Annotated in this window: 14 protein-coding genes; 4 read left to right on the top strand and 10 right to left on the bottom strand. The window is 48.1% G+C overall.

What is annotated here, in order from left to right; genetic code table 11:
• Positions 1-26: 26 nt before the first annotated feature.
• From FHS17_RS10680 to FHS17_RS10660, 5 genes are all read right to left on the bottom strand, one after another.
• The gene (locus tag FHS17_RS10680; protein WP_167278398.1) at positions 27-2,195 is read right to left on the bottom strand and encodes an S-layer homology domain-containing protein; all 2,169 of its coding nucleotides are present in this window, start codon (positions 2,193-2,195) and stop codon (positions 27-29) included.
• Positions 2,196-2,722: 527 nt separating this feature from the next.
• Entirely contained in the window at positions 2,723-3,793 is a 1,071-nt protein-coding gene (locus FHS17_RS10675) for an ABC transporter substrate-binding protein (protein ID WP_167278397.1), read from the bottom strand.
• On the bottom strand, positions 3,790-4,593 hold the full coding sequence (locus FHS17_RS10670; protein WP_167278396.1) for an ABC transporter permease: 804 nt from the start codon (positions 4,591-4,593) through the stop codon (positions 3,790-3,792). Before FHS17_RS10670 ends, FHS17_RS10675 begins: the two co-directional genes overlap by 4 nt.
• Positions 4,571-5,398 carry an ABC transporter permease gene (locus tag FHS17_RS10665; RefSeq protein WP_167278395.1) on the bottom strand — a complete coding sequence of 276 codons (828 nt, stop codon included), beginning with the start codon at positions 5,396-5,398 and terminating at the stop codon, positions 4,571-4,573. The genes FHS17_RS10670 and FHS17_RS10665 overlap by 23 nt, the downstream gene beginning before the upstream one ends.
• Positions 5,388-6,494, bottom strand: a complete 1,107-nt coding sequence (locus FHS17_RS10660) for an ABC transporter ATP-binding protein (RefSeq protein ID WP_167278394.1) — start codon at positions 6,492-6,494, stop codon at positions 5,388-5,390. The genes FHS17_RS10665 and FHS17_RS10660 overlap by 11 nt, the downstream gene beginning before the upstream one ends.
• Positions 6,495-6,688: 194 nt before the next feature.
• Between FHS17_RS10660 and ytxJ the strand changes: the two genes are divergently transcribed.
• The gene (gene ytxJ, locus FHS17_RS10655) at positions 6,689-7,030 is read left to right on the top strand and encodes a bacillithiol system redox-active protein YtxJ (protein ID WP_167278393.1); all 342 of its coding nucleotides are present in this window, start codon (positions 6,689-6,691) and stop codon (positions 7,028-7,030) included.
• A 1,014-nt stretch (positions 7,031-8,044) separates the two neighbouring features.
• Here ytxJ and FHS17_RS10650 read toward each other — a convergent pair.
• The 5 genes from FHS17_RS10650 to FHS17_RS10630 all read right to left on the bottom strand — a co-directional run bounded on the left by FHS17_RS10650 (position 8,045) and on the right by FHS17_RS10630 (position 17,492).
• A complete protein-coding gene (locus FHS17_RS10650) occupies positions 8,045-8,716 on the bottom strand; it encodes a PDDEXK family nuclease (protein ID WP_167278392.1) in 672 nt (223 codons plus the stop codon).
• 545 nt (positions 8,717-9,261) lie between these two features.
• Positions 9,262-11,361, bottom strand: coding sequence for a glycoside hydrolase family 36 protein (locus FHS17_RS10645; RefSeq protein WP_208420324.1), 2,100 nt, complete (start codon positions 11,359-11,361; stop codon positions 9,262-9,264).
• A gap of 1,158 nt (positions 11,362-12,519) precedes the next feature.
• On the bottom strand, positions 12,520-13,833 hold the full coding sequence (locus FHS17_RS10640; protein ID WP_167278391.1) for an ABC transporter substrate-binding protein: 1,314 nt from the start codon (positions 13,831-13,833) through the stop codon (positions 12,520-12,522).
• A gap of 175 nt (positions 13,834-14,008) precedes the next feature.
• Positions 14,009-15,634, bottom strand: a complete 1,626-nt coding sequence (locus FHS17_RS10635) for a response regulator (RefSeq protein WP_167278390.1) — start codon at positions 15,632-15,634, stop codon at positions 14,009-14,011.
• Entirely contained in the window at positions 15,627-17,492 is a 1,866-nt protein-coding gene (locus FHS17_RS10630; RefSeq protein ID WP_167278389.1) for a histidine kinase, read from the bottom strand. Before FHS17_RS10630 ends, FHS17_RS10635 begins: the two co-directional genes overlap by 8 nt.
• Before the next feature lie 180 nt (positions 17,493-17,672).
• On the opposite strand from FHS17_RS10630, the gene FHS17_RS10625 reads away from it, so the two are divergent.
• The 3 genes from FHS17_RS10625 (at position 17,673) to FHS17_RS10615 (ending at position 21,145) form a co-directional block, all read left to right on the top strand.
• Complete coding sequence (locus FHS17_RS10625; protein ID WP_167278388.1) at positions 17,673-18,563, top strand: carbohydrate ABC transporter permease; 891 nt, start codon at positions 17,673-17,675, stop codon at positions 18,561-18,563.
• On the top strand, positions 18,563-19,396 hold the full coding sequence (locus FHS17_RS10620) for a carbohydrate ABC transporter permease (protein ID WP_167278387.1): 834 nt from the start codon (positions 18,563-18,565) through the stop codon (positions 19,394-19,396). The genes FHS17_RS10625 and FHS17_RS10620 overlap by 1 nt, the downstream gene beginning before the upstream one ends.
• A 147-nt stretch (positions 19,397-19,543) precedes the next feature.
• A complete protein-coding gene (locus FHS17_RS10615; RefSeq protein ID WP_167278386.1) occupies positions 19,544-21,145 on the top strand; it encodes a sensor domain-containing diguanylate cyclase in 1,602 nt (533 codons plus the stop codon).
• The last annotated feature ends 158 nt before the right edge of the window (positions 21,146-21,303 follow it).

The raw sequence follows: 21,303 nt of genomic DNA, 5'->3' as shown, positions 1-21,303 counted from the left end.
AGAAGAGGGTCTATGGTCCTATTAAACTATTTGAAGTTAACTGCGCGGTAGATCATAACTGCAGCTTCAGCACGTGTTGCCGAGGCATTAGGAGCGAATTTACCGTTATTACCGATTACGATTTCGTGTTCCGAAGCGAATGCTACGCCTGCTTTGAGTGCTGTACTAATCGAGCTTGCATCTTTGAAGTTCGCAAGAGCTGCATTAACGTCAGCAACGTCAGTAGCACCTTTGGTTACTTTCAATGCACGAGCGATCATTGTTGCCATCTCAGCACGAGTGATTTGCGCATTCGGATCGAATTTCGAAGCCGAACGGCCTTGGATAATACCAAGTTGCGAAGCTGCACCGATGTAAGGAGCCGCCCAGTTGGAATCCGCAACGTCAGCGAAGCTTTCTTTCGCCAGGCTGTTGTCCAGATCAAGTGCACGAGTCAGCATCTTCGCAAACTCAGCACGAGTTACGTTATCTTTCGGAGCGAATACGCCGGCTTTCTTGCCTTCGATTGCACCTTTTGCTGCGATAACTTCGATTGCGCGGCCTGCCCATGCTTGAACAGATGCGATATCGGAGAAGGTTACTTTGTTCTCTACAACAACATATTGGGAGAACGTATCACGGTGTTCGATAATGCTGTTGCCTTGTACGGAACCGCCTTGGAATACAAGTTTGCCGTCAACGATCTTCGCAAGGGACAACAATTCTTTATCAACGCCATCTACATTGCCAAGCGGAACGCTGACAATTACAGGCTGTGTGAACGATGTTACGGATTGACCACCAATCGACAGGCCAAAGCTGTATACATCGGAAGCTGCTTGAAGTCCACCAGTTGTAGTGGAATCTGCTTTGGATTTGTTGATTTTGAAGTCAACTGCTCCATTGAATTGACCACCAACCGGAAGTACTGCGCTCAGGCCGTTTACAGTCAGGTTAATGCCGCTAAGACCTGCTTTGATCGCTTCTTGAATAACCGCGTTGTTCAGGCCGATGTTCACATCGTTCTGAGCAACGTTACCCAGGCTAATGTTCAGGACTACTGGAGGTAAAGCTACGCCTGGTGCCAGTGCTTTCACGTTCTTCAGAATCTCGCCGATACCTGCGATTGCGGACAGAATAGACGAACCGCTAACTTGCAGAGTAGCTTGACCGTTCGATACGGTTACATTGCTGGAGAGATCGAAGTTCGATAATTTATTAACCAATGCTGTCGCTTGTTGAACAGCTTGTGCAATGATTGCAGCTTTCTCAGCATCCGTTGTTGCAGCAGCCAACTTCTTCTTAATGTCATCGATAAGGGCTGTTACTTCCTTTGGAACTTCCACAGTACCTTCGTCAACCGTACCGCCACCGATACCGCCAGTGCCGCCGGTGCTTGTTTCGTTCATTTTCAGGTAAGCGCCGTATAGAGCTGCACCTGCTTTAAGAACAATATTGCTGTCAATTTTCTCTTGAGCACGAAGAACAACATCTTTCAAATCTGCAGTTGTAATGCCATAAGCTTCAAAGACATCTTGAACAACAAGGCTTTCTGCCGCTAAAGCATTAAATGCATCTTCAATCAGTTTCGCTCTCTTAACTGGATCATTCAGTACTGCCAGCAGTGCGACTGGATCAGCAGCCAAACCGTCAAGCAGACCAGCCACTTTCTCTTGTAGAGTGAAGAAGTACTCGGCAACATCGTCAACCGTCAGGTCGTCAACTTCCTGTTCAGAGAAACCAGCACCTACAGCTAGTTCAGCCAGAACGCCGCGGTATGAATCCGTGTTACGAATTCTTTCCAGCTCAGTCAGATTTGGATCATATGTAACCGAGATGACATCAAGAACTAGGTTTGCTACTGCAGTCTTGTCAGTATCATCGAAGTTTGCACCAAGCTTAGTTGTCACTTTGCTTGTAATAGGCTGAGCAACGTATTTTAGATCAGTATGATTAGCGTCATTATCAAGTTCTTGGATCGCTTCACGCAAATCTTGCACTTCATCAAGACCACCTGTTGATACAAGTGCAGCACGTAGCTTAGTTGCATACGCCACGATATCTGTGCTCGGGAATGCTGTGCTTGCCGCATAAGCCGTTGCATTAAAACCTAATTTTTCTGCCAAACCTTTGTTGCTCAGTGGAATACCTGCAAATGCAGTTGCTGCCAAGCTTGCCGCGATAGTTGATACGATTAGTTTCTTTTTGATCGTCAATTCGGTTCACCTCATAGTTTGATAGTTTTTACATTATGTAACTCTTATACTTCTCATACCATAACCTGGTATCTACAGACACAAAATAACGAGACAAACCTACTAGAGCTTAAGGTCCAGCTCCTTGTTGATTTCCAATTCGTTATCCATTTCTGACAGTTGCACCCTATTAAGGGAACGATCATCTATGGGTTCCGGCCGATAGAACATGTATCTGTATCCTTTACTGCTAAAATGTACCTAGTAAATACTCGACCCTCAGTATAGCACGATAGATCCATGGAATCAGCACTTTCGCAATCTTTCTTATAATTCGACAAAAAATGATCAATTTGTACTATATTCATCCTGAATTTTCCTTGAATGACAGCGTTTTCAGTCGATAATTAATGCTGGAAATTATATTACCTACTATTTTTCGACAAATTAAAAACCGTGCCCACAGCCGTTAGAGGTCCTAATTTGTCTAAAATAAGGACTTCTGGTCGGCCGCGAGCACGGTTATGCCAATAAATGTAAAACTTTATTTATTTGCGATGCATTTTAAATTCAAGGAATAGTTCGTTGTAGTGGGAGAGCATTCTTTTTCCGAGATTCTGGTAGACCTCAAGCTTCTCGGTGAGCTCTTTGTCCGGATAGAACCGTTTATCGCCGGAAATTTCCTCTGGCAAATATTCCAGCGCCTTGGCGTTCGGAGTTGAGTAGCCGACGTATTCGGCATTCTGCGCTGCATGCTCCGGATCAAGCATGAAGTTGATGAACTCATGCGCACCCTCAATATTCCTCGCTGTCTTCGGAATAACCATATTATCGAACCACAGGTTCGAGCCTTCCTCCGGTACAACGTAATCCAGCTTCTCGTTCTCGCTCATGATCTCCGAAGCGTCACCGGACCATACGAGACCAACCGCCGCCTCTTCATTCGCAAGCAGCAGCTTGATCTCATCACCTACGATCGCTTTCACATTCGGCGTCAGCGTACTCAGCTTCGCCTTCGCCTCCTGCAGATGCTCTTCATTCGTATCGTTAAGCGAGTAATGCAGGCTGTTCAGCCCCATTCCGATTACTTCACGTGCACCGTCGAGCAGCAGAATCTGGTTCTTGAGACTTGGATTCCACAGATCCGCCCAGCTCTTGAAGGTGAGATCCGTCTTATCTGGGTTGTAGACAATCCCTACCGTTCCCCAGAAATAAGGAATAGAATATTTGTTATCTGGATCAAAGCTAAGGTTCATGAAGCTTGGATCAATGTATTTGAGATTCGGCAGCTTGCTCTTATCGAGCGGAAGGAGCAGGTTTTCTTGTTTCATTTTATCAATCGCATATTCAGAAGGAACGCTGACGTCGAACGTCGTCCCGCCCTGCTCGATCTTCGTCATCATCGCTTCGTTGGAATCAAACGTCTGGTAGATGACCTTGATGCCCGTCTCCTTCTGGAATTCATCCAGCAGCTCAGGGTCGATATAATCGCCCCAGTTGTAGATCGTGAGCGTATCTTTACCCGTGTAGCCTTCGCTCTTATTGAGGTAGGAGGTCAAGTACATGAGTCCAAAAGACACGATCAGCACCGCGATGAACGTCTGAACTAATGATTTCATCTCCGTCCCTCCGATCGAGCCGAAGTCCGGTTATTCCGCTGATTGATGAAGTAGTAGCCAATAACTAGCACTATCGTGAACAGGAAGATCAACGTAGACAGGGCATTGATCGACAGCGCAATCCCTTGGCGAGCCCGCGAATAGATCTCAACCGATAAGGTGGAGAACCCGTTGCCCGTTACGAAAAAGGTTACCGCAAAGTCGTCCAGCGAGTAAGTTAATGCCATAAAGAATCCGGCAAAGATGCCCGGTTTGATAAACGGAATAATAACACGCGTCAGCACATGCCAGCTGCTTGCACCAAGGTCGCGGGCCGCATCGATCAGCGTTGGGCTCATCTCCTGCAGCTTCGGCAGCACCATAATAACGACAATTGGTACACTGAACGCGATATGCGACAGCAGCACGGACACGAAGCCAAGTTTAATGCCAATAATAGTAAACAGGATTAAGAACGAAGCACCCACAATAACATCCGGGCTAACAATTAGCACATTATTAAGGGACAGCAGCGCGTTCTTCGGTTGGCGTCTTTTTACATAATGAATCGCAAGCGCGCCGGCAATGCCGAACAGGACCGAGATCGCTGACGACAGCAGCGCCACGATGAACGTGTTTAGCACAATAATAAGCAGGCGGGTATCCGCGAACACCTCTTGGTACCACTCGAAGGTAAAGCCTTCAAAGTTGCGCATCGCTCCGCCGCTGTTGAACGAGTAGAAGATCAGATAGAAGATCGGCGCGTACAAAATGATAAATACCGCGATCAGATACACATTAGACAGCTTTCCGGTTTTCATTTTGCAGCCCTCTCTTTCTGCTGCTTCCTGTTAACAGCATAATGATCACCATCGCGATAATCAGGAACACCGCAATTGTGGCGCCCATTCCCCAGTCCTGGGTAACGAGAAAATGCTGCTCAATCGCCGTACCAAGTGTTATGACTCGGTTGCCGGCAATAAGCCGCGTAATCATAAAGAGCGACAAAGCGGGAATAAAGACCGCTTGGCAGCCGGACTTCACGCCGCTTAGCGTAAGTGGGAAAATGACCCGGCGGAACGCCCCCCATGGTGATGCTCCGAGATCCCGCGCCGCGAAGACGAGCGATGGATTAAGCTCCTCCAGCGAGTTGAAGATCGGCAGGATCATGAACGGGATAAAGATATAGACCGATACGAATATAAAGCTGAAGTCGGTAAACAGGATTTGCTGGGTACCGATGCCGATGAATTTTAAGACACCGTTCACGAAGCCGTATGTACCAAACAGGCCAAGGAAGGCATATGCCTTCAGCAGCAGGTTAATCCAGCTTGGCAAAATAATAAGCAGCAGCCATAGCTGCTTATGCTTCGTCTTCGTCAGTAAGTAGGCCGCCGGATAGGCGACTAGCAGGGAAAATGCCGTGATCAGAAAGGCGTACCAGAACGAGCTTAGCGTCATTTTCAGATAGACAGGCGTGAAAAATTTCTCGTAATTTCCGAACGTAAAGTTCCCCTCTACATCGAAGAAGGAGTAGTACACAACTAGCACGATTGGCGCAATAACGAACAGTACAATCCACAACAGATACGGGGCGAGATAAAAGTTACGTGTATTAGTTCTCATCTTGACCCTCGCTGTAGGCGTCCAGCCGCTTATCGAACTCTTCCTCCGTCTCGCCAAGGCGCATTACGTGAATCGCTTCCGGATCAAAGTACAGCCCGATCTGCTCGCCTACTGTTGCTTTCTTCGTAGAGTGGACAAGCCATTCGTTGCCCGCTTCGTCGTAGCAGGATATCTCGTAATGGACACCACGGAACAGCTGCGAATCGACACGTACCTGCAGTTTACCCTGCTCCGACTTCGTGATTTCCAGATCCTCCGGACGAATGACGATCTCGACAGGTTCGTTGGGATTAAGGCCTTGGTCGACGCACTCGAACGTACGTCCCGCGAATTCAACCTCGAAGTCCTGCTTCATACGACCAGCGACAATGTTGGATTCCCCGATAAAATCAGCCACGAACCGGTTAATCGGCTCATCGTAAATATCGTTAGGCGTGCCGCTTTGCTCGATCTTGCCTTGGTTCAGGACGAAAATCTCATCGGACATCGCAAGTGCTTCTTCCTGGTCATGGGTAACGAAGATAAAGGTAATGCCAAGACGGCGCTGCAGTTCTCTGAGTTCATATTGCATCTCGGTGCGGAGCTTCAGGTCCAGCGCGGAGAGCGGCTCGTCCAGCAGGATCACTTCCGGCTCGTTGACGATCGCCCGTGCGATCGCCACACGCTGGCGCTGACCGCCGGACATTTCGCTAATATTACGTGTCTCGTAGCCTTCCAAGTTGACGAAGCGGAGTGCTTCTTTTACTTTTGCCGTAACGGCTGTGTTCTTGAGCTTCTTGATGCGGAGGCCAAAGGCCACATTCTCGAACACATTCAGATGCGGGAAGAGCGCGTAGTCTTGGAACACCGTGTTCACTTGGCGCTCATTCGGCGGAATGCGGTTAATGACCTTGCCGTTAAAATAAATCTGACCCTTGGATGGTTCGATAAACCCGGCGATCAGCCGTAGGATCGTTGTTTTGCCGCAGCCCGAAGGGCCAAGCAGCGTGTAAAACTTGCCCTTTTCAATCTCGAAGCTGACTTCGGCGAGGACCGTCGTCTGGTCGTCATATTGCTTCGTCACTTGCTCGAATCGGATGATCGTTTGATCCGACATATTTGCAGCACCCCTTCACTACCCGGAGGTAAACATAGTCAATGATTTAGTTACCTAACGTTTGCTATCAGCAATTGATTATACAGGATGGATCCGTATACGCGCATGACTTTTTGAGCTTCCGGGGATATAATACAAGAATAAGTTTGTATCTTTCAAAATCTTATTTACCATAAAAAGGAGTGTACCTACCAATGGCACAATATCGTGAGATTGATTCCATGGACAGCTGGAACGAGGTTTTTGAAGCTTCGAGCGAGCGTCCTGTCGTAATTTTCAAGCACAGCACAACTTGTCCAGTAAGCGCAAACGCGTACCGCGAGTTCAATGAATACTTGAACGGCAGCCCGCGTGAAGATGCTGATTATGTACTCGTTAAAGTTATCGAATCCCGCCCAGTGTCGCTGCAGATTGCAGATGACACAGCGGTTAAACATGAATCGCCGCAAATCATGATGATCGACAAGAAAGCAAAAGTATGGTCCGCTTCCCACTGGTCCATCACGAAAGAGCATATTGCAGCAGTGTTGGACTAACTTTTGGTATGATCGGCAAGCACATGTGCTTGCCGATTTTTTATTTATGTGCAACTAGTATGCCCCAGTTGTTGGAATTACCTCTAATGAGGCTAAATTGGACTACTTGGCCTGATGGACTGCCCCTTATGTTGGATTCTATACAACTAAGATATCCACTGTTCACCGCTGTCCACCGCTCACCCTACGTTGGATTTCGTCCAACCAAGCTCCGACTTACACCCTATGTTGGATTTCATCCAACTTAAGGCGGCGTATCGCAGACTGCTGCGAGCTATGTTGGATTCTGTACAGTAACTTTCGCCAATTCGAGCTTCTTTCGCCTATATGAGCTGATTCTGCTGGATGATATCCAATGTAGCTTTTGTTACCTTGGCGTGGCGCATCATTACGTTGTACGAAATCCAATCTGCGGCGGGCAGATATCCCCTACTAACCTCTATTACCTGAATATTAGTCACCTTAACCACCACACGGTGGATTTCACTCAACTAGGATCCCACCATTCTCCCTATGTTGGATTTCATCCAACTTTAGTTGGCGCATCACAAGCTGTTGCAAGCTACGTTGGATTCTATACAGTAACTTTCGCCAAATCGAGCTACTCTCGCCTATATGAACTCATTTTGCTGTATGATATCCAATGTAGCTTTTGTTATCTTGGCGTGGCGCATCATTACGTTGTACGAAATCCAATCTGCGGCGGGCAGATATACCCTACTAACCTCTATTACCTGAATATTAGTCACCTCAACCACCATGCGGTGGATCTCATCCAACTATTATCCCACCATTCTCCCTATGTTGGATTTCATCCAACTTAAGGCGGAGTATCGCAGACTGCTGCGAGCTATGTTGGATTCTATACAGTAGCTTTCGCCAATTCGAGTTGCCCTCGCCTATATGAGCTCATTCTGCTGGATGATATCCAATGTAGCTTTTGTTACCTTGGTGTGGGGCATCATTACGTTGTACGAAATCCAGTCTGTAGTAGGGTGAATAATCGACTGAAGATTACAAGAGGTTCTCTAAAGCACGCTCGGTTAATTGATAATAGCGAATAGAAGCTCCTCTCTCGACAGGCTTTAACATTCCTTTGTTCGTTAAAGACTGGAGTTGTTTACGGGCAGTCCGAAAATCTATTTGAAGATGATCAATTACATCCTTTGGCCGGATCCAGCGACCAAGCCGATAGGCGTATCGCAGTACTTCTTTTTCAGGAAGAAGGAGCGAATAATTAGGAACATCACCTCGAATGATACGGGGACTGATCACATTCTGAAGCAGCATTTTGCATATATCTGAACGGTTCAGCACATCATCGTAAGAAAAATGAATCATCGTCCAACCTAGCCCAGTAAGGAAGGTATCTCTGTTGAGAGAATAACTGAACCTCTCGCGGTCCATATCTTTCACATGGCTCTGAAAACCATCTACCTCTATGCCAAATTGGCCATACGGAGGCAGGAAGGCAAAGTCGAGAAACTGCGATTTGCGGTTCCAGTCATAGATTTCATATTCAGGATGCAGGTGCTCGAGATTACCAAACACCGGCCACCAGATGTTCTGCAGCAACAGCTTTTCTGCATGATTATGGCCTCTAACGAGCCGCCCTCTCCTCTCCCCTGTACGTAACTCCGTATGCTTCTCTATAAATCGTTTATGCGCCTCTTCAAAGCCAACCATTTAAGTAATCCTCCTTTAAAATAAAAAAAGAACGCCCAAGGCCATATGCAAATGGCTTCGGACGTTCTTCGTCTGGAAGTAGTTTACCATAATTTAGTTAGACGTAATAGATATTCTCATCATTAGCCGATGAAGTATCTATCTACAAGTTGGATTTCATCCAACCTAAATTCCATGATCACTGCTTACTGTGGGCTAAGTTGGATTTTATACAGTAACTTTCGCGGGAATGAACTTCTACCGCCCCAATGCGCTGTTTCTGCTGGATGATATCCAATGTTGCTTCAGTTACTAGGCGCGGCGCATCAATTTTGCTGTATGAAATCCAATGTAGGCGTGCCGTGGTACTTGAAACAACTAATTACTGGGATTACACTCTCCAACCCGCTGCTCCATCTTCAACGTAGGCACACGGCGGTACTTCAACTAGCTAATTACTAGGCTCGTACGCTCCAATCTGCTTCTCCATTTGCAACGTAGGTGCGCGGCGAAACGAGCAAAAGGCCACCGGGATAACCCGTGGCCTACTTTACTACAGTTGGCGTCTAGCCAACCGTCAGCTCAAACAGCCGCGCGGTGCGCAAGTTTGGCAGCGTGACGCGAAGCTCGCCTGCGGATGTGTCCCAGCTGCAGCTGCTATCGGTTGCTGCTGCAGGGTAAGCGCAGCGCACGGATACAACCTTGCCGCCGAGTTCCGGCAGCGGCAGTGCAAGATCGGGCGACTCGCCGTCGATGCGCCATATGGCGAGATAGAGCTTGTCGCCGCGGCGCAGGCCGAGGCTGATCCAGTCGTCGCCGTGGGCCGGCAGGCCAAGCGGCCAGACTGGCAGCGCTTCGCGGATGTCGCCGCGGATCGTTTTGTAATAATCAAGCGCCTCTTTCACCAGCTCGCGGCGGCGCGGACTCAACTCCGCTAGGTGGCCGGACTGGTGAACACGAAGCAGCAGAGCATTAACCATGTTAAAGATGACTTCCTCGTCATCGCCTTCGCGAAGCGGATAGGACCATACAGCAGCTTGCTCTGGTGTCAGCACGGCAGGCGAACCAGCTGCAATTGCAGCGTATTTGATGTAATCCTCTTGGTCACTTGTAGACTGAATGCTGTAACGGCTCAGCATTGCATAGTCCATGCGCATACCGCCGCTTGAGCAGTTTTCGATGACCAGCTCCGGATAACGAGCGAACACGCCGTCGAGCCAAGCAAGATAAGCACGGTTATGCTGCAGCAGGCCATCACCCATGCTGTCTGCATCCGTCTCGGTGCCAATCCCTGCATTTATGTTGTAGTCCATCTTGATGTAACCAACGCCATAGTCCTCGACAAGTCGGCGAATGACTTCATCCGCATGCGCGATAACCTTAGGGTTACGGTAATCCAGCTGATAACGGCTGCGATCTTTAACCCGCTTCCCATGACGCATAAAGAACCAGCTGTCATCGGTCTCCGCCAGCTTCGGTGAGTTGATGCCCATCACTTCAAGCTCCAGCCACAGTCCAGGAATCATGTCTTTGCTGCGAATATAATCTAGCACATATTTGATTCCTTCCGGGAAGCGCTCCTCCGACGGAAGCCACTGGCCAACGCCATCCCACCATTCGCCCGGTGCGTACCAGCCTGCATCAATACAGAAGTATTCGCAGCCCACGTCAGCAGCGGCATCAATAAGCGGGAGCAGCTTCTCGGTTGTTGGCGAGCCCCACAAACAGTTCATATAATCATTAAAAATTACACGCAGCAGTTTGTTATCATCATTCTCCCGGCGGATCCGACGACGATACGTAGTCAGCTGTTCTGCCGCCTCTTCGATCCCACCTTCAACCGCTCCTACTGCAACAGGTACAGATACAAAACGCTCGCCCGGCGCCAGCTTCAGCCACCAATGATTGTCATGCTCGGTAGGGCCGCTGATAAGAACCGTTAGCCGATCTACTTGATCAGTAAACTCCCAATGCCACGAGCCATTATGCTCGATCTGCCAGAACAAACTCTCACCAGATGCCGTATTCGACAACACAGCCATTGGAATCAGCTCGGCACCTGACCATGAACCCGTATTACTGAAGGCTACACGCTTAGAACCTCGATCAATGAGATGAGACATCCCGAGCTCAGGCAGTGTATAAGTCCGCCACTGCAGCTCGCTTTGCCAAGCATTATGCGCAAGAGTAACCGTCAGCTTCTCATCACGGTCGCCTTCGCCTTCTTTATCAAACCCTGTCAACGCGAACGATGAAACATACTCAACGCCAACTTCCTCAGCACCACTATTCCACAGTTCCGTCCAACAGCGGGCAATCGATACGCCGTCATAGAACTGAACATGCCACTCTGCCGCCACTCCAGTCACAGGGTCCTTCAATCCAACTACTAGCTTCCGACCCAAATCATTACGCACATCAAACAATGAAACGAATACCATCCGCAATCCCGGATAAGAAGCACGGTGCGTACGGCCGTGGTATTCAGCTCGATCTTCACCTGTTAGCTGCAGCTCAAGCAGACGGTATCCAACCTTTTCAGCATCGGACACCAGCTCCTCACGCCAAGGCAGCGCGCCAAAATGAAGCAGCAAAACATCGCCGTTCTCCCGCACCTCAAACACCAGATTCAGACCATTTTCTTTTATTACGTGTATCCCCATCATACTTATTACCGCCTCTCAGTTCGAAATCAGAATCGTGTATGCAAAAATGGTTGTTAATTAACCCAACCACAGAAATTTAATACTTCGGTGCCAAGCTACATTGGAGTTTATCCATCGGAATGATGCGTACCAGCCCAGTAGCTATAGCTACATTGGATTTCATCCAGCAGAATCAGCTCGTTTAGGCGATACAAGCTCATTGTGAGTGACAGTTACTGGATAGAATCCAACCTAGCTCCCTCCACATACCCCTGTACTGAATTACATTGGAAGAAATCCAACGTAAACCCGAGGTTGTACTCCCTAGAGCGGAATTGAGCCGAAGTGATAACCTCTCGAACCTTCTCCCTAGCCACATTGGAATTTATCCATCAGAATGATGCGTACCAACCTAGTAGCTATAGCTACATTGGATTTCATCCAACAGGACTAGTTCATTTAGGCGAAACCAGCTCATTATGAGCAACAGTTACTGGATAGAATCCAACCTAGCTCGCCTCCAGCTGCCCCTGTGCTGAATTACGTTGGATGAAATCCAACGTAAGCCCGAGGTTGTACTCCCTAGAGCGGAATTGAGCCGAAGTGATAACCTCTCGAACCTTCTCCCTAGCCACATTGGAATTTATCCATCAGAATGATGCGTACCAGCCCAGTAGCTATAGCTACATTGGATTTCATCCAGCAGAATCAGCTCATTTTGGCGATACAAGCGCATCAAGAGCAAAAGTTACTGGATAGAATCCAACCTAGCTTGCCTCCAGTTGCCCCTGTGCTGAATTACGTTGGATGAAATCCAACGTAGGCCCGAGGTTGTACTCACCAGTGCGAAACCTTCTCCCTAGCTACATTGGAATTTATCCATCAGAATGATGCGTACCAGCCCAGTAGCTATAGCTACATTGGATTTTATCCAGCAGAATCAGTTCATTTGGGCGATACAAGCTCATTATGAGCGAAAGTTACTGGATGAAATCCAACCTGACCAGCCTCCCCTGCCCTTTTGCTGAATTCCGTTGGATGAAATCCAACAGAGCTTACAGCATCCCGCGAATAGCGGTCTTACGTTGGAAGAAATACAACGCCACAATACCACAAAACAAAAAGCGGCCGTATCGGTTCATCACCAACACGGCCACTTTTGTTTAATAAAGGTCCAGCTTATTCGGCCGACCCGAATTGCTGCCATGCAGTCTGAATTTCGCTGATTGCTTGGTCTTTCGACTTGCTCTTACCGATGTAAGCCTGCATGATCTCACCGAACTTCTGGTGGAACGTATCAAGCGAGTAGTTAACCGACAGATCGCCGGATTTACCCGTTTTCAGGATCTCATCCATCTCTTTAGGCATATCCAGGTCAGGAAGCGGAGCGTCCTTGATTGGCGGGATAACTTTAGCTACGCTCGAGAACCATTGTTTGCCGTAGTCCGAAGTATACAGCCAGTTGAAGAAGTCAATTGCTTCTCTTGCCACTTTAGAGTCCTTGTTAATGCGAAGCGCTTGGTCTGCACCTGTTACTATCAGCGCTTGCTCTGGTTTTTCACTTACAGGGTAGCCAGCGATTCCGATTTGAATATCCGGGCTGATTTTCTTAATTGCTTCTTCATCCCATGCGCCTTTACCAGTCATGAATGCCGCTTTGCCTTGTGCGAAGTCACTTACTTCAGCATTGCTGTCGCGCTCAAGTGGTTTGTCTGTACCGTTCTTAACCGTCAGATCGATGAAGTTGAAGAAGTTATCCTTCAGAATCGGATGATCGTTAAACGTTGTTTTGCCATCGATGAATTGTTGTACCAATTCTTTAGGTGTTGTACCTGCATCTTCAGCAGCTGCATTCACGAAGTGTTGGAAGATGTGCTTCCATACCCACCACTCTTTATAAGCGTTGGCGAATGGCGTAATGTCTTTTGCTTGGAGCTTCGCAATATCATCGTTCAGTTCTGTTAATGTCTTAGGTGGTTCTGCAATACCAGCATCAGTCAGAAGCTTCTTGTTGTAGATCAGCGTCATCAGGTTGCCTTTAATCGGCAGACCCAGCACTTTGCCGTCAGAAGAAGTCATGTTCGTTCTAACGCCATCTGTCATAGCAGCTGCAAGTGGTTCGCTTGTCAGATCTGCACTGTACTCAGCGAATGTATCAATGTCGCCGCCAGCTGTTGTTTGGAATACGTCAGGCGTGCTGCCCGAAGCGATCTTGGATTTCAATACTGTATTGTAATCGGCTTGCATGATTTCAAGGTTGATTGTTACGTTTGGTTTTACCTTTTTGTACTCGGCGATATATGCGTTGAACGCGTCCGTGTACTCCGGCGAAGCTGTGAACATGTTAATCGTTACTGGCTTGTCCGAAGCTGCTCCACCATTATTTGTACCGCTGTTGTTACTTGTATCGTTGCCGTTGTTGCCGCCGCATCCAGCGAGCATACCGCCGACCAGCGCAAGGCTGAGCGACACCGTTGCAATTCGTTTAAACATTGTAACGCCCCCATTTCTCATAGTTGTCAGCGTTTCTGGCATCCCATCTTGTTCGAGGGTCGACATCAAGCTAACCTTATGCACACGTTTATCATAATGAATACGAATCGGGATAAGAATGCACATAAGTGACTAGTTAAGGGTAAAAAAGCGGAGTGTTGCATTTGTTCACTTTTTATCCTTCTTTGCTTGCTGCCCGATATTCCGTTGGCGATACAGAGAAGTAATTCCGGAACGCTTTGCTGAAATAGTTCTTATCCTTGTAGCCCAGCCGCTCGGAAATATCCTGTATTTTCAGGCTTGGATCATCCAGCAGCTCCTTCGCCTTGTCCATCCTGATCCTCTGCACATACTCATGAATGCCGCATCCGAACTGCTGTTTGAACAGCTTCATTATGTACTCTCTGCTTAGAAAATATTTATCAGCAAACATCGAAATTTTGATGTCTTCATAATAACGGTTATCGATATAGGCTTTAATATCCCCAATCTCGAAGGTCGTCTGCGTCATCCGAATCTGCTCCAGATAGAAGTGAAGCGCATCATCCAGCAGCTTACTGAACTGCTCATAGTTTACGAAATCCTCAGATAACCGCATAAAACGAATCGGATGCTCTTCCATAATCGGCAGCTTATCCCGCGGCACACCAAGCTCCAGGGACATATCGTTCATCATAATGATGAACCGCGCAATCATCTGATCCGCCTCTCCAATGGTGAAAAAGCCCTCGCTGCTCCATTTCCGCAGCTCCTCGCTTAGGATGGATTTCGCCCCTGCTGAATTGCCCGCTTCAAGCGCAGCGCGGAACAATTGAATCCGCCCCGTGATTGGAGAAATCTCCTTGGATGGTTTTACAACGGTATTCGTAACGGAATACCCTTTCAGCTTGAGCAGATCAATGCCGCTGATAGCCGCCTTAGCCGTCTCATAAGACGATGCGATTTCCATAATTCCTGTGCACGGCGTCCCGATACCCGCTACGGCAACAATACCTAGAAGATCCTGCAGAGCAGCCAGCGCTTTATTCATCTGATGCAGACAGCGATAAACGATATCCTCCTGGTACGCGCCCTTCATCGTCAGAATGACAATGAGCTCACGGTCCTGACGCGGGCTAGCGAAGCTGAAAGCTTGAAAGTACTCCCCTGCGATCTCATTAAGCATATTCGCCACGGCAAAATGAAGCAGGTCAACGTCCGAATGGAACCTTGCCGAGCGTACCTTTTCCATATTAAGCATCCTAAGAACAACAGCCGCAAACCGGTTCTCCGGATCATCCGCTCCGATCAGCGGCAGGAACGCTTCATTCGTCTGACTGCGGAAGCTTCGGTCGATAATGGACAAATACATTTTCTCCTTCAGCTTCGGCAAGGACATATTAAGGGTAATATTGCGGTTAATGAACTCGCTCTCCCGTACGCGGCGCGCCTCCAGCAGATCAACGGCCTTGCGGAGCGCAGCATTCAGGTCATGGCGATTAATTGGCTTCAATAGGTAATCCACGACCTTGGAGCGGATGGCCTGACGCGTATATTCAAAATCGTTATAGCCGCTGATGACAATAGCAGGCAGATCCGGATAGTCCCGCTCCAGCGCCTGCAGCAGCTCGGCCCCGCTCATTGTTGGCATTTTCATATCGACCATGACCAGATCCACTTGATGCTTCGCAATGAGCTCCAGCCCCATCTGTCCATCCGTTGCTTCCAATACTTCTCCTACGCCAAGCCCCTTCCAATCGCCTAATATGCGAATGGCTTCACGAAGGGGTTCCTCATCATCTATAATCAGCACTCTATACATATTGCCCGCCTCCTCGCGGTATTAGCATTTCCATTTCTGTTCCGGAAGGACTGGTCCTTATGACAAGCTGCGAGCTAGTCCCATACAGCAGCTTGAGTCTTGTATTTAAATTCACCAGCCCTACACTGCCCTCTTCCTCTGCCCGTTCATCCCAGTCGGCATCAAAGGATTGCATCACCTGACCAAGCCTGCCTTCTGCAAATCCCGGGCCATTATCGCTGACGGTTATAAAAGCATATCCACCTGCCGCGCTCGCGCTAATCTTGATCGTAACTGGAGTGGATACCATCTCTACTCCATGCTTAATCGCATTCTCAACCAGCGTCTGAATAGACAGCTTCGGAATCTCCAGCTCCTTCAGTTCTTGCTCCCAGTCCATTACAAGCTGGAGCCTGCCGCCGAACCGAGCTTTCTGCAGCGACATATACCGCTCGATATGCAGCAGCTCTTCGCTCGCGCGAACGATATCTTTGCCGCTGATGCAATAACGAAGCGTAAGGGCAAGGGCATCCACCATGTCTGCAATATCGAAACGCTCGGCCTTGAGCGCTTTCGTTGAGATCGCCTGCAGCGCGTTATAGAGGAAATGCGGATTAATCTCCGCCTCTAAAGCTTTCAAGATTGCATTTTTCTCCACCAGCTTCATCTTGTACCGTTCTGTAATGAGTTCGTTCGTCCGGCTAACCATCTGGTTAAAATGACGGGATAGATAAGCCAATTCATCTCGCCCAACAACCTCCGTTGAAGCTTCAAAATCACCGGTACTGAACCGTTTCATCTGCTGCGACAGCAGCTTAAGCGGCTTCGTTACCGCATTCGAGAAGTAGGTAATGAGAACAACGGCTAGCAGCAGGAACAGGAAACCGATGATGAAGTTCAGGTTCCGTGTTGCTTTGGCCGCCGCATACAATTCCGTGTAGGGGAGGGGCTTCACCAGCTTCCATCCCTCCTGCTCCCCAACGTTGTAGACGACCAAATATTTGCTGTCCTCCGGGGATTCCCAAGTTAAGCCGTCATTATTAGCGTTAGCATTAGAGCCACCCGCCTTCAACTGCTTCAGCACGCCATTGCCTTCCATCGTCTCATAGAAGGACCGATCATCCAGCACGAACGGAGTGTTATCTGGACTAAGGAGGAAAAGATGCTGCCCCTTGTTGTAAGGAACATCCTTCATTATCTTGTTCATCGTGCTCTTGTTGTAATAGAAGGAGACAACCGCCTGCGGCGCTCTTGTCGCAATGGAGCGAAGTACCCGGTGATAAGCCATAAAGCTCCGGCTTGGATCCATATCGTAGCCGCGTTCGGCATTCGACATCAGGAAGGATTGATACGCCTGATTTTTCGAATTATCCATCGCCTGTTTGTACCAGGACATCGACGGAATATTTTCCGCCTGACCCGACCGAATCTTAATATCGAAGTTCTCCTTGGAGATCGTGTAGTACGTCCCGCTGCTTACAAAATATAAATAGATGGCTTCCAGATCCTCATTGCTGCGGGAAAAGTACATATTACGCAAGTAATTCTCGATATACATTTTGGACGCGTAGTTGGTTGCCGCATGGCTGATGGCAAAAGCCAGCTCATCATAATTAATTTGCGGCAGCGACAGCTGCTCCATGCCAAGCAGGTAATCCTCCAGATTTTTATTAACCAGGAGAAGGTTATTCGATGTACTTGCGATGCTGTTATTCAGCGCTTCCCGCTGCAGCATTTTGTACGAGATAAAAGTCAAAGATCCTACAACAAGAATAATGATCGTCGTAAAAAGCAAAATAAGCTTGTTCACTAATCGGCTGGACACACGCTCGGTTAATGCGGTCCACCCTTTTGCTATGTAATTTGCGATTGCTAACACTCCCCACTGTCTTCGTGCTTTCGTTCACCTTTTTACCCCTAACAGTTTTCATATATCCATTTTGGCTGTCAGGCGGTCCAATTATAATACACAGTATATCGAATAAGGTACTGATGTATAGTCGGCTAATCACACCAAGACTACCCGTAACAACTGACGACATCGAGAAGAGGTGCACATATGTTTAAGAAAATGGGGAGAAGATGGAGCGAGAAAATCGAGTTTGGCTTGTTCACACTGCCAGTTCTCATTTGTATCGCAATTGCCTTTTATATCCCGTTCGCGATGACGATCCGTTATTCCCTGACGAAGTGGAACGGTATCTCGAAGCATCCTAAATTTATCGGACTTGATAACTTCAAGCAAATTTTCCTGCATGACACGAACTTTACCCAATCCGCATGGTTTACGATAAAATACGCGGTACTCTACATCGTGCTTGTGAACGTGCTTGCTATTCTGCTCGCATTGGTTCTCGACATGAAGCTCAAATCAACAACCTGGCTGCGTGCGGCATTCTTTATCCCGTACATTCTCAGCCTTGTAATCGTCGGCTTTATCTGGAAGTTCATCTTCATGCAAGGCTTCGAGTCGCTTGGAGCTAGTACAGGCTGGGGAATCTTCAAGCTTAGCTGGTTAGGTGAACCTGGACTTGCCTTTATCTCCATCCTGCTTGTCTCGATCTGGCAGTCGGTTGGCTTCTACCTTGTTATCTATATCGCTGGTCTGCAGTCGGTTCCAGATGATCTGAAGGAAGCAGCTACCGTAGACGGAGCTGGCCCGCTTCGCCGCTTCTTCAACATTACGCTGCCGTTGCTTGCGCCTTCGATTACGATTTCTGTCTTTATGGCGCTTACGAACTCGATCAAAGTATTCGACGTCATCCTGTCGCTGACTGGCGGCGGTCCTGGCGGAACGACCTACAGTATCGCTTATGACATTTACCGTGACACGTTCCAAAACAATCTATACGGCTATGGTACAGCCAAAGCGCTGATCCTGTTCGTTGCCGTTCTTATCGTAACTATTGTTCAATTGACGATCTTCAAACGCAGGGAGGTTGAGGCATAATGAACCGTCAATCGAAAGCTGGACGCATCATACTCGAAGTTGTGATGGTCCTCCTGTCTCTGTTGTTCCTGTATCCTTTGTTCCTTGCCATTAACAACTCCTTCAAGAGCTTTGGCGAGGTAATGACAGACGTTATTGCCCTGCCGAAAAAGCTGGCGTTTGGCAACTATGAGCATGTATGGTCCTTTATTAACTATCCGAAGCTGTTCCTGAACAACTTCGTTATTACAGGTGTTGGTCTGATCGGGATTGTGTTCGTCTCCTCGATCGCAGCTTATAAGCTTGCTCGTACGAAAACAAGATGGAGCGGCTTATTGTACCTGCTGTGCATTTTGCCAATGTTGATTCCGTTCCAATCTATCATGCTGACGGTTCTTCAACTGTCGAAGGATCTTCACATTACGGAAAGCACTTGGGGACTTGGCCTTCTGTACTGGGGCTTTGGCGCACCACTGGCCGTGTTCATCTACCATGGATTTGTAAAAGGTATCCCGAAAGAAATTGACGAGAGCGCAACAATCGACGGCGCTTCCGGCTTCCGCCTCTTCTTCAGCGTGATCTTCCCGCTGCTGAAATCGGTAACGACAACAATCATCATCATCGACGTTATGTGGATGTGGAATGACTTCCTGCTGCCGCTCCTTATGGTTAACGGCTCGCCGGATACGAAGACTCTGACCCTTGCGGCTTACACGTTCGTTGGCCAATATACATCAGACTGGCAGTATGCAATGACCGCCATGGTTATGGCTGTTCTGCCTTCGATCGTAGTGTTTATCTTCTTGCAGAAGTACATTGTAAAAGGCGTTGTAGCTGGCGCTGTAAAAGGTTAATAAAAAGGAACGCCCATCTGTTCTCCTTGGCTTCATGCGGGAGGCAGATGGGCTTTTTACTGCGTTTTAGAATGATTATCGATACTTTCGACAAAAAATGATACACTATCGATTAGTAAGAATTAGGAAGGAGCATATTTTTACAATATGACCTACAAGATCCGGCCGCGCAGAGGATTCAAGCTTTCATCTATTATTTCATTTGTTGTCATCCTATCTGTTCTTGTTACGATCATTATTAGTACCATTATCGGCTATAATACCGAGCGAAAATCGCTCTTCAATAATACAATCGAAATGAACGGTGTTGCTGCGCTTAATTTGAGCAAAACGACGGAGTCTCTTGTGATTTCCATGCAAAAGAGTCTTCAAGTAACGGCAGATTACTTCTCTGAGGTGGAGCTGAGCGATCAGAATGTGCTGTCTCAGCTTGATTTTTTTATGGGGACAAGCCCGTATTTCAACTCTCTGACTATCGTGAACACGAGCGGCGTGATTGTCTCCACCTCTCCAAACAATCTGAATTTGATCGGAAGCAAACCGGATTCGGAAGCCACTATGGAGGCACTTAAGTTGAAGAAGCCTTATATCTCCAAGCCGTTCCATGCGATAACGAATCGATTGATTGTGCTCGTAACTGCTCCGATCTTCGATCATGCCGGCAACTACAAGGGTTTTGTCGGAGGGTCGATCTACCTGCAGCAGGCGAATATTTTTCGCGATATTCTTGGGGTTCAGGCAAGCACGACCAGCGGTTCCTACTTCTATGTCGTCGATTCTTCCGGCAACTTGATCTATCATCCCAATAAGGAACGTATTTCTGAGAATGTAAGCGATAACCCTGTCGTTCAAAAGCTTATGAAAGGACTAGCAGGAGCTCAGCGGGTTATTAATGTGCAGGGGCAGAACTTCCTCGCTGGCTTTGCTCCTGTACCTGCTGCTGGTTGGGGCATTGTGTCTCAAACCCCGCAGGATCATGTGGTGAATATTTCGGAGAATGTCGTTAGAGAAATGATGAAGTTCTCGGCGCCATTTGTTCTGTTGCTGGTCTTGCTGTCCTTCTGGCTGTCCCGTAAGCTGGCGCATCCTCTTAATCGTCTGGCTACTTACGCCTCCCGCCTCTCCAGCGGAGATGAGAAGCTGAAGCCGCTGACAGCTGATATTAGCTGGAACTATGAAGCGAATCAATTGATGAATACAGTGGCGGTTGCCTTCAATAAGCTGCGTCAACAGAAAGAAGAGCTTCATGCCGAGGCGAACACCGATGCGTTGACAGGTCTGACGAATCGCAGAACGATGGGCGCCATTACAACTTTGTGGAAGGAGCAAGGCACTCCGTTCTCGGTCATTCTAATGGACCTTGATCATTTCAAGAGCGTAAATGACCGGCACGGCCATCATATGGGCGATGAAGTGTTAAAGTTTGTCGCGGATGTGATGCAAAGCGAAAAAGGGCCTGAGGATTACTGCTGCAGGTTCGGCGGAGAAGAATTCACGATGCTGCTGCCTCATGCTTCGGAAGACGAAGCGGTTCAGGTGGCCGAGCGGATTCGTGAACGGATTGCTCACGCCATTACGCCAATCGGCGAGAGAGTGACGATGTCACTTGGCGTAGCCACCTTTCCTGATATAAGCGATGAAGTATTCGAGCTTTTCAAGTACGCAGATCAAGCGCTCTATCAGGCCAAACGCGACGGCCGCAATCGTACGATTGCGTTCAGCAGTCTGGCTAATATGGCAAGAATCTAATAGCTATACTAGCTGTCCTCAGAAGTCATGAAAGTGGCTGCTGGGGGCAGCTTTTTTTGATGCGCTGCGCGCTGCATGCTGCGGATGTGCTCCTACCACTGCCTTCCTTATCAGCCGCACCCCGTACGCCGCATGTTGGATTTCATCCAGTATAATCG

This window comes from Paenibacillus lupini (assembly GCF_011761355.1).
GTDB lineage: Bacteria > Bacillota > Bacilli > Paenibacillales > Paenibacillaceae > Pristimantibacillus > Pristimantibacillus lupini.
The sequence above is the reverse complement of the archived record's forward strand: the minus strand, read 5'-3'. Positions and strand labels throughout refer to the sequence as shown.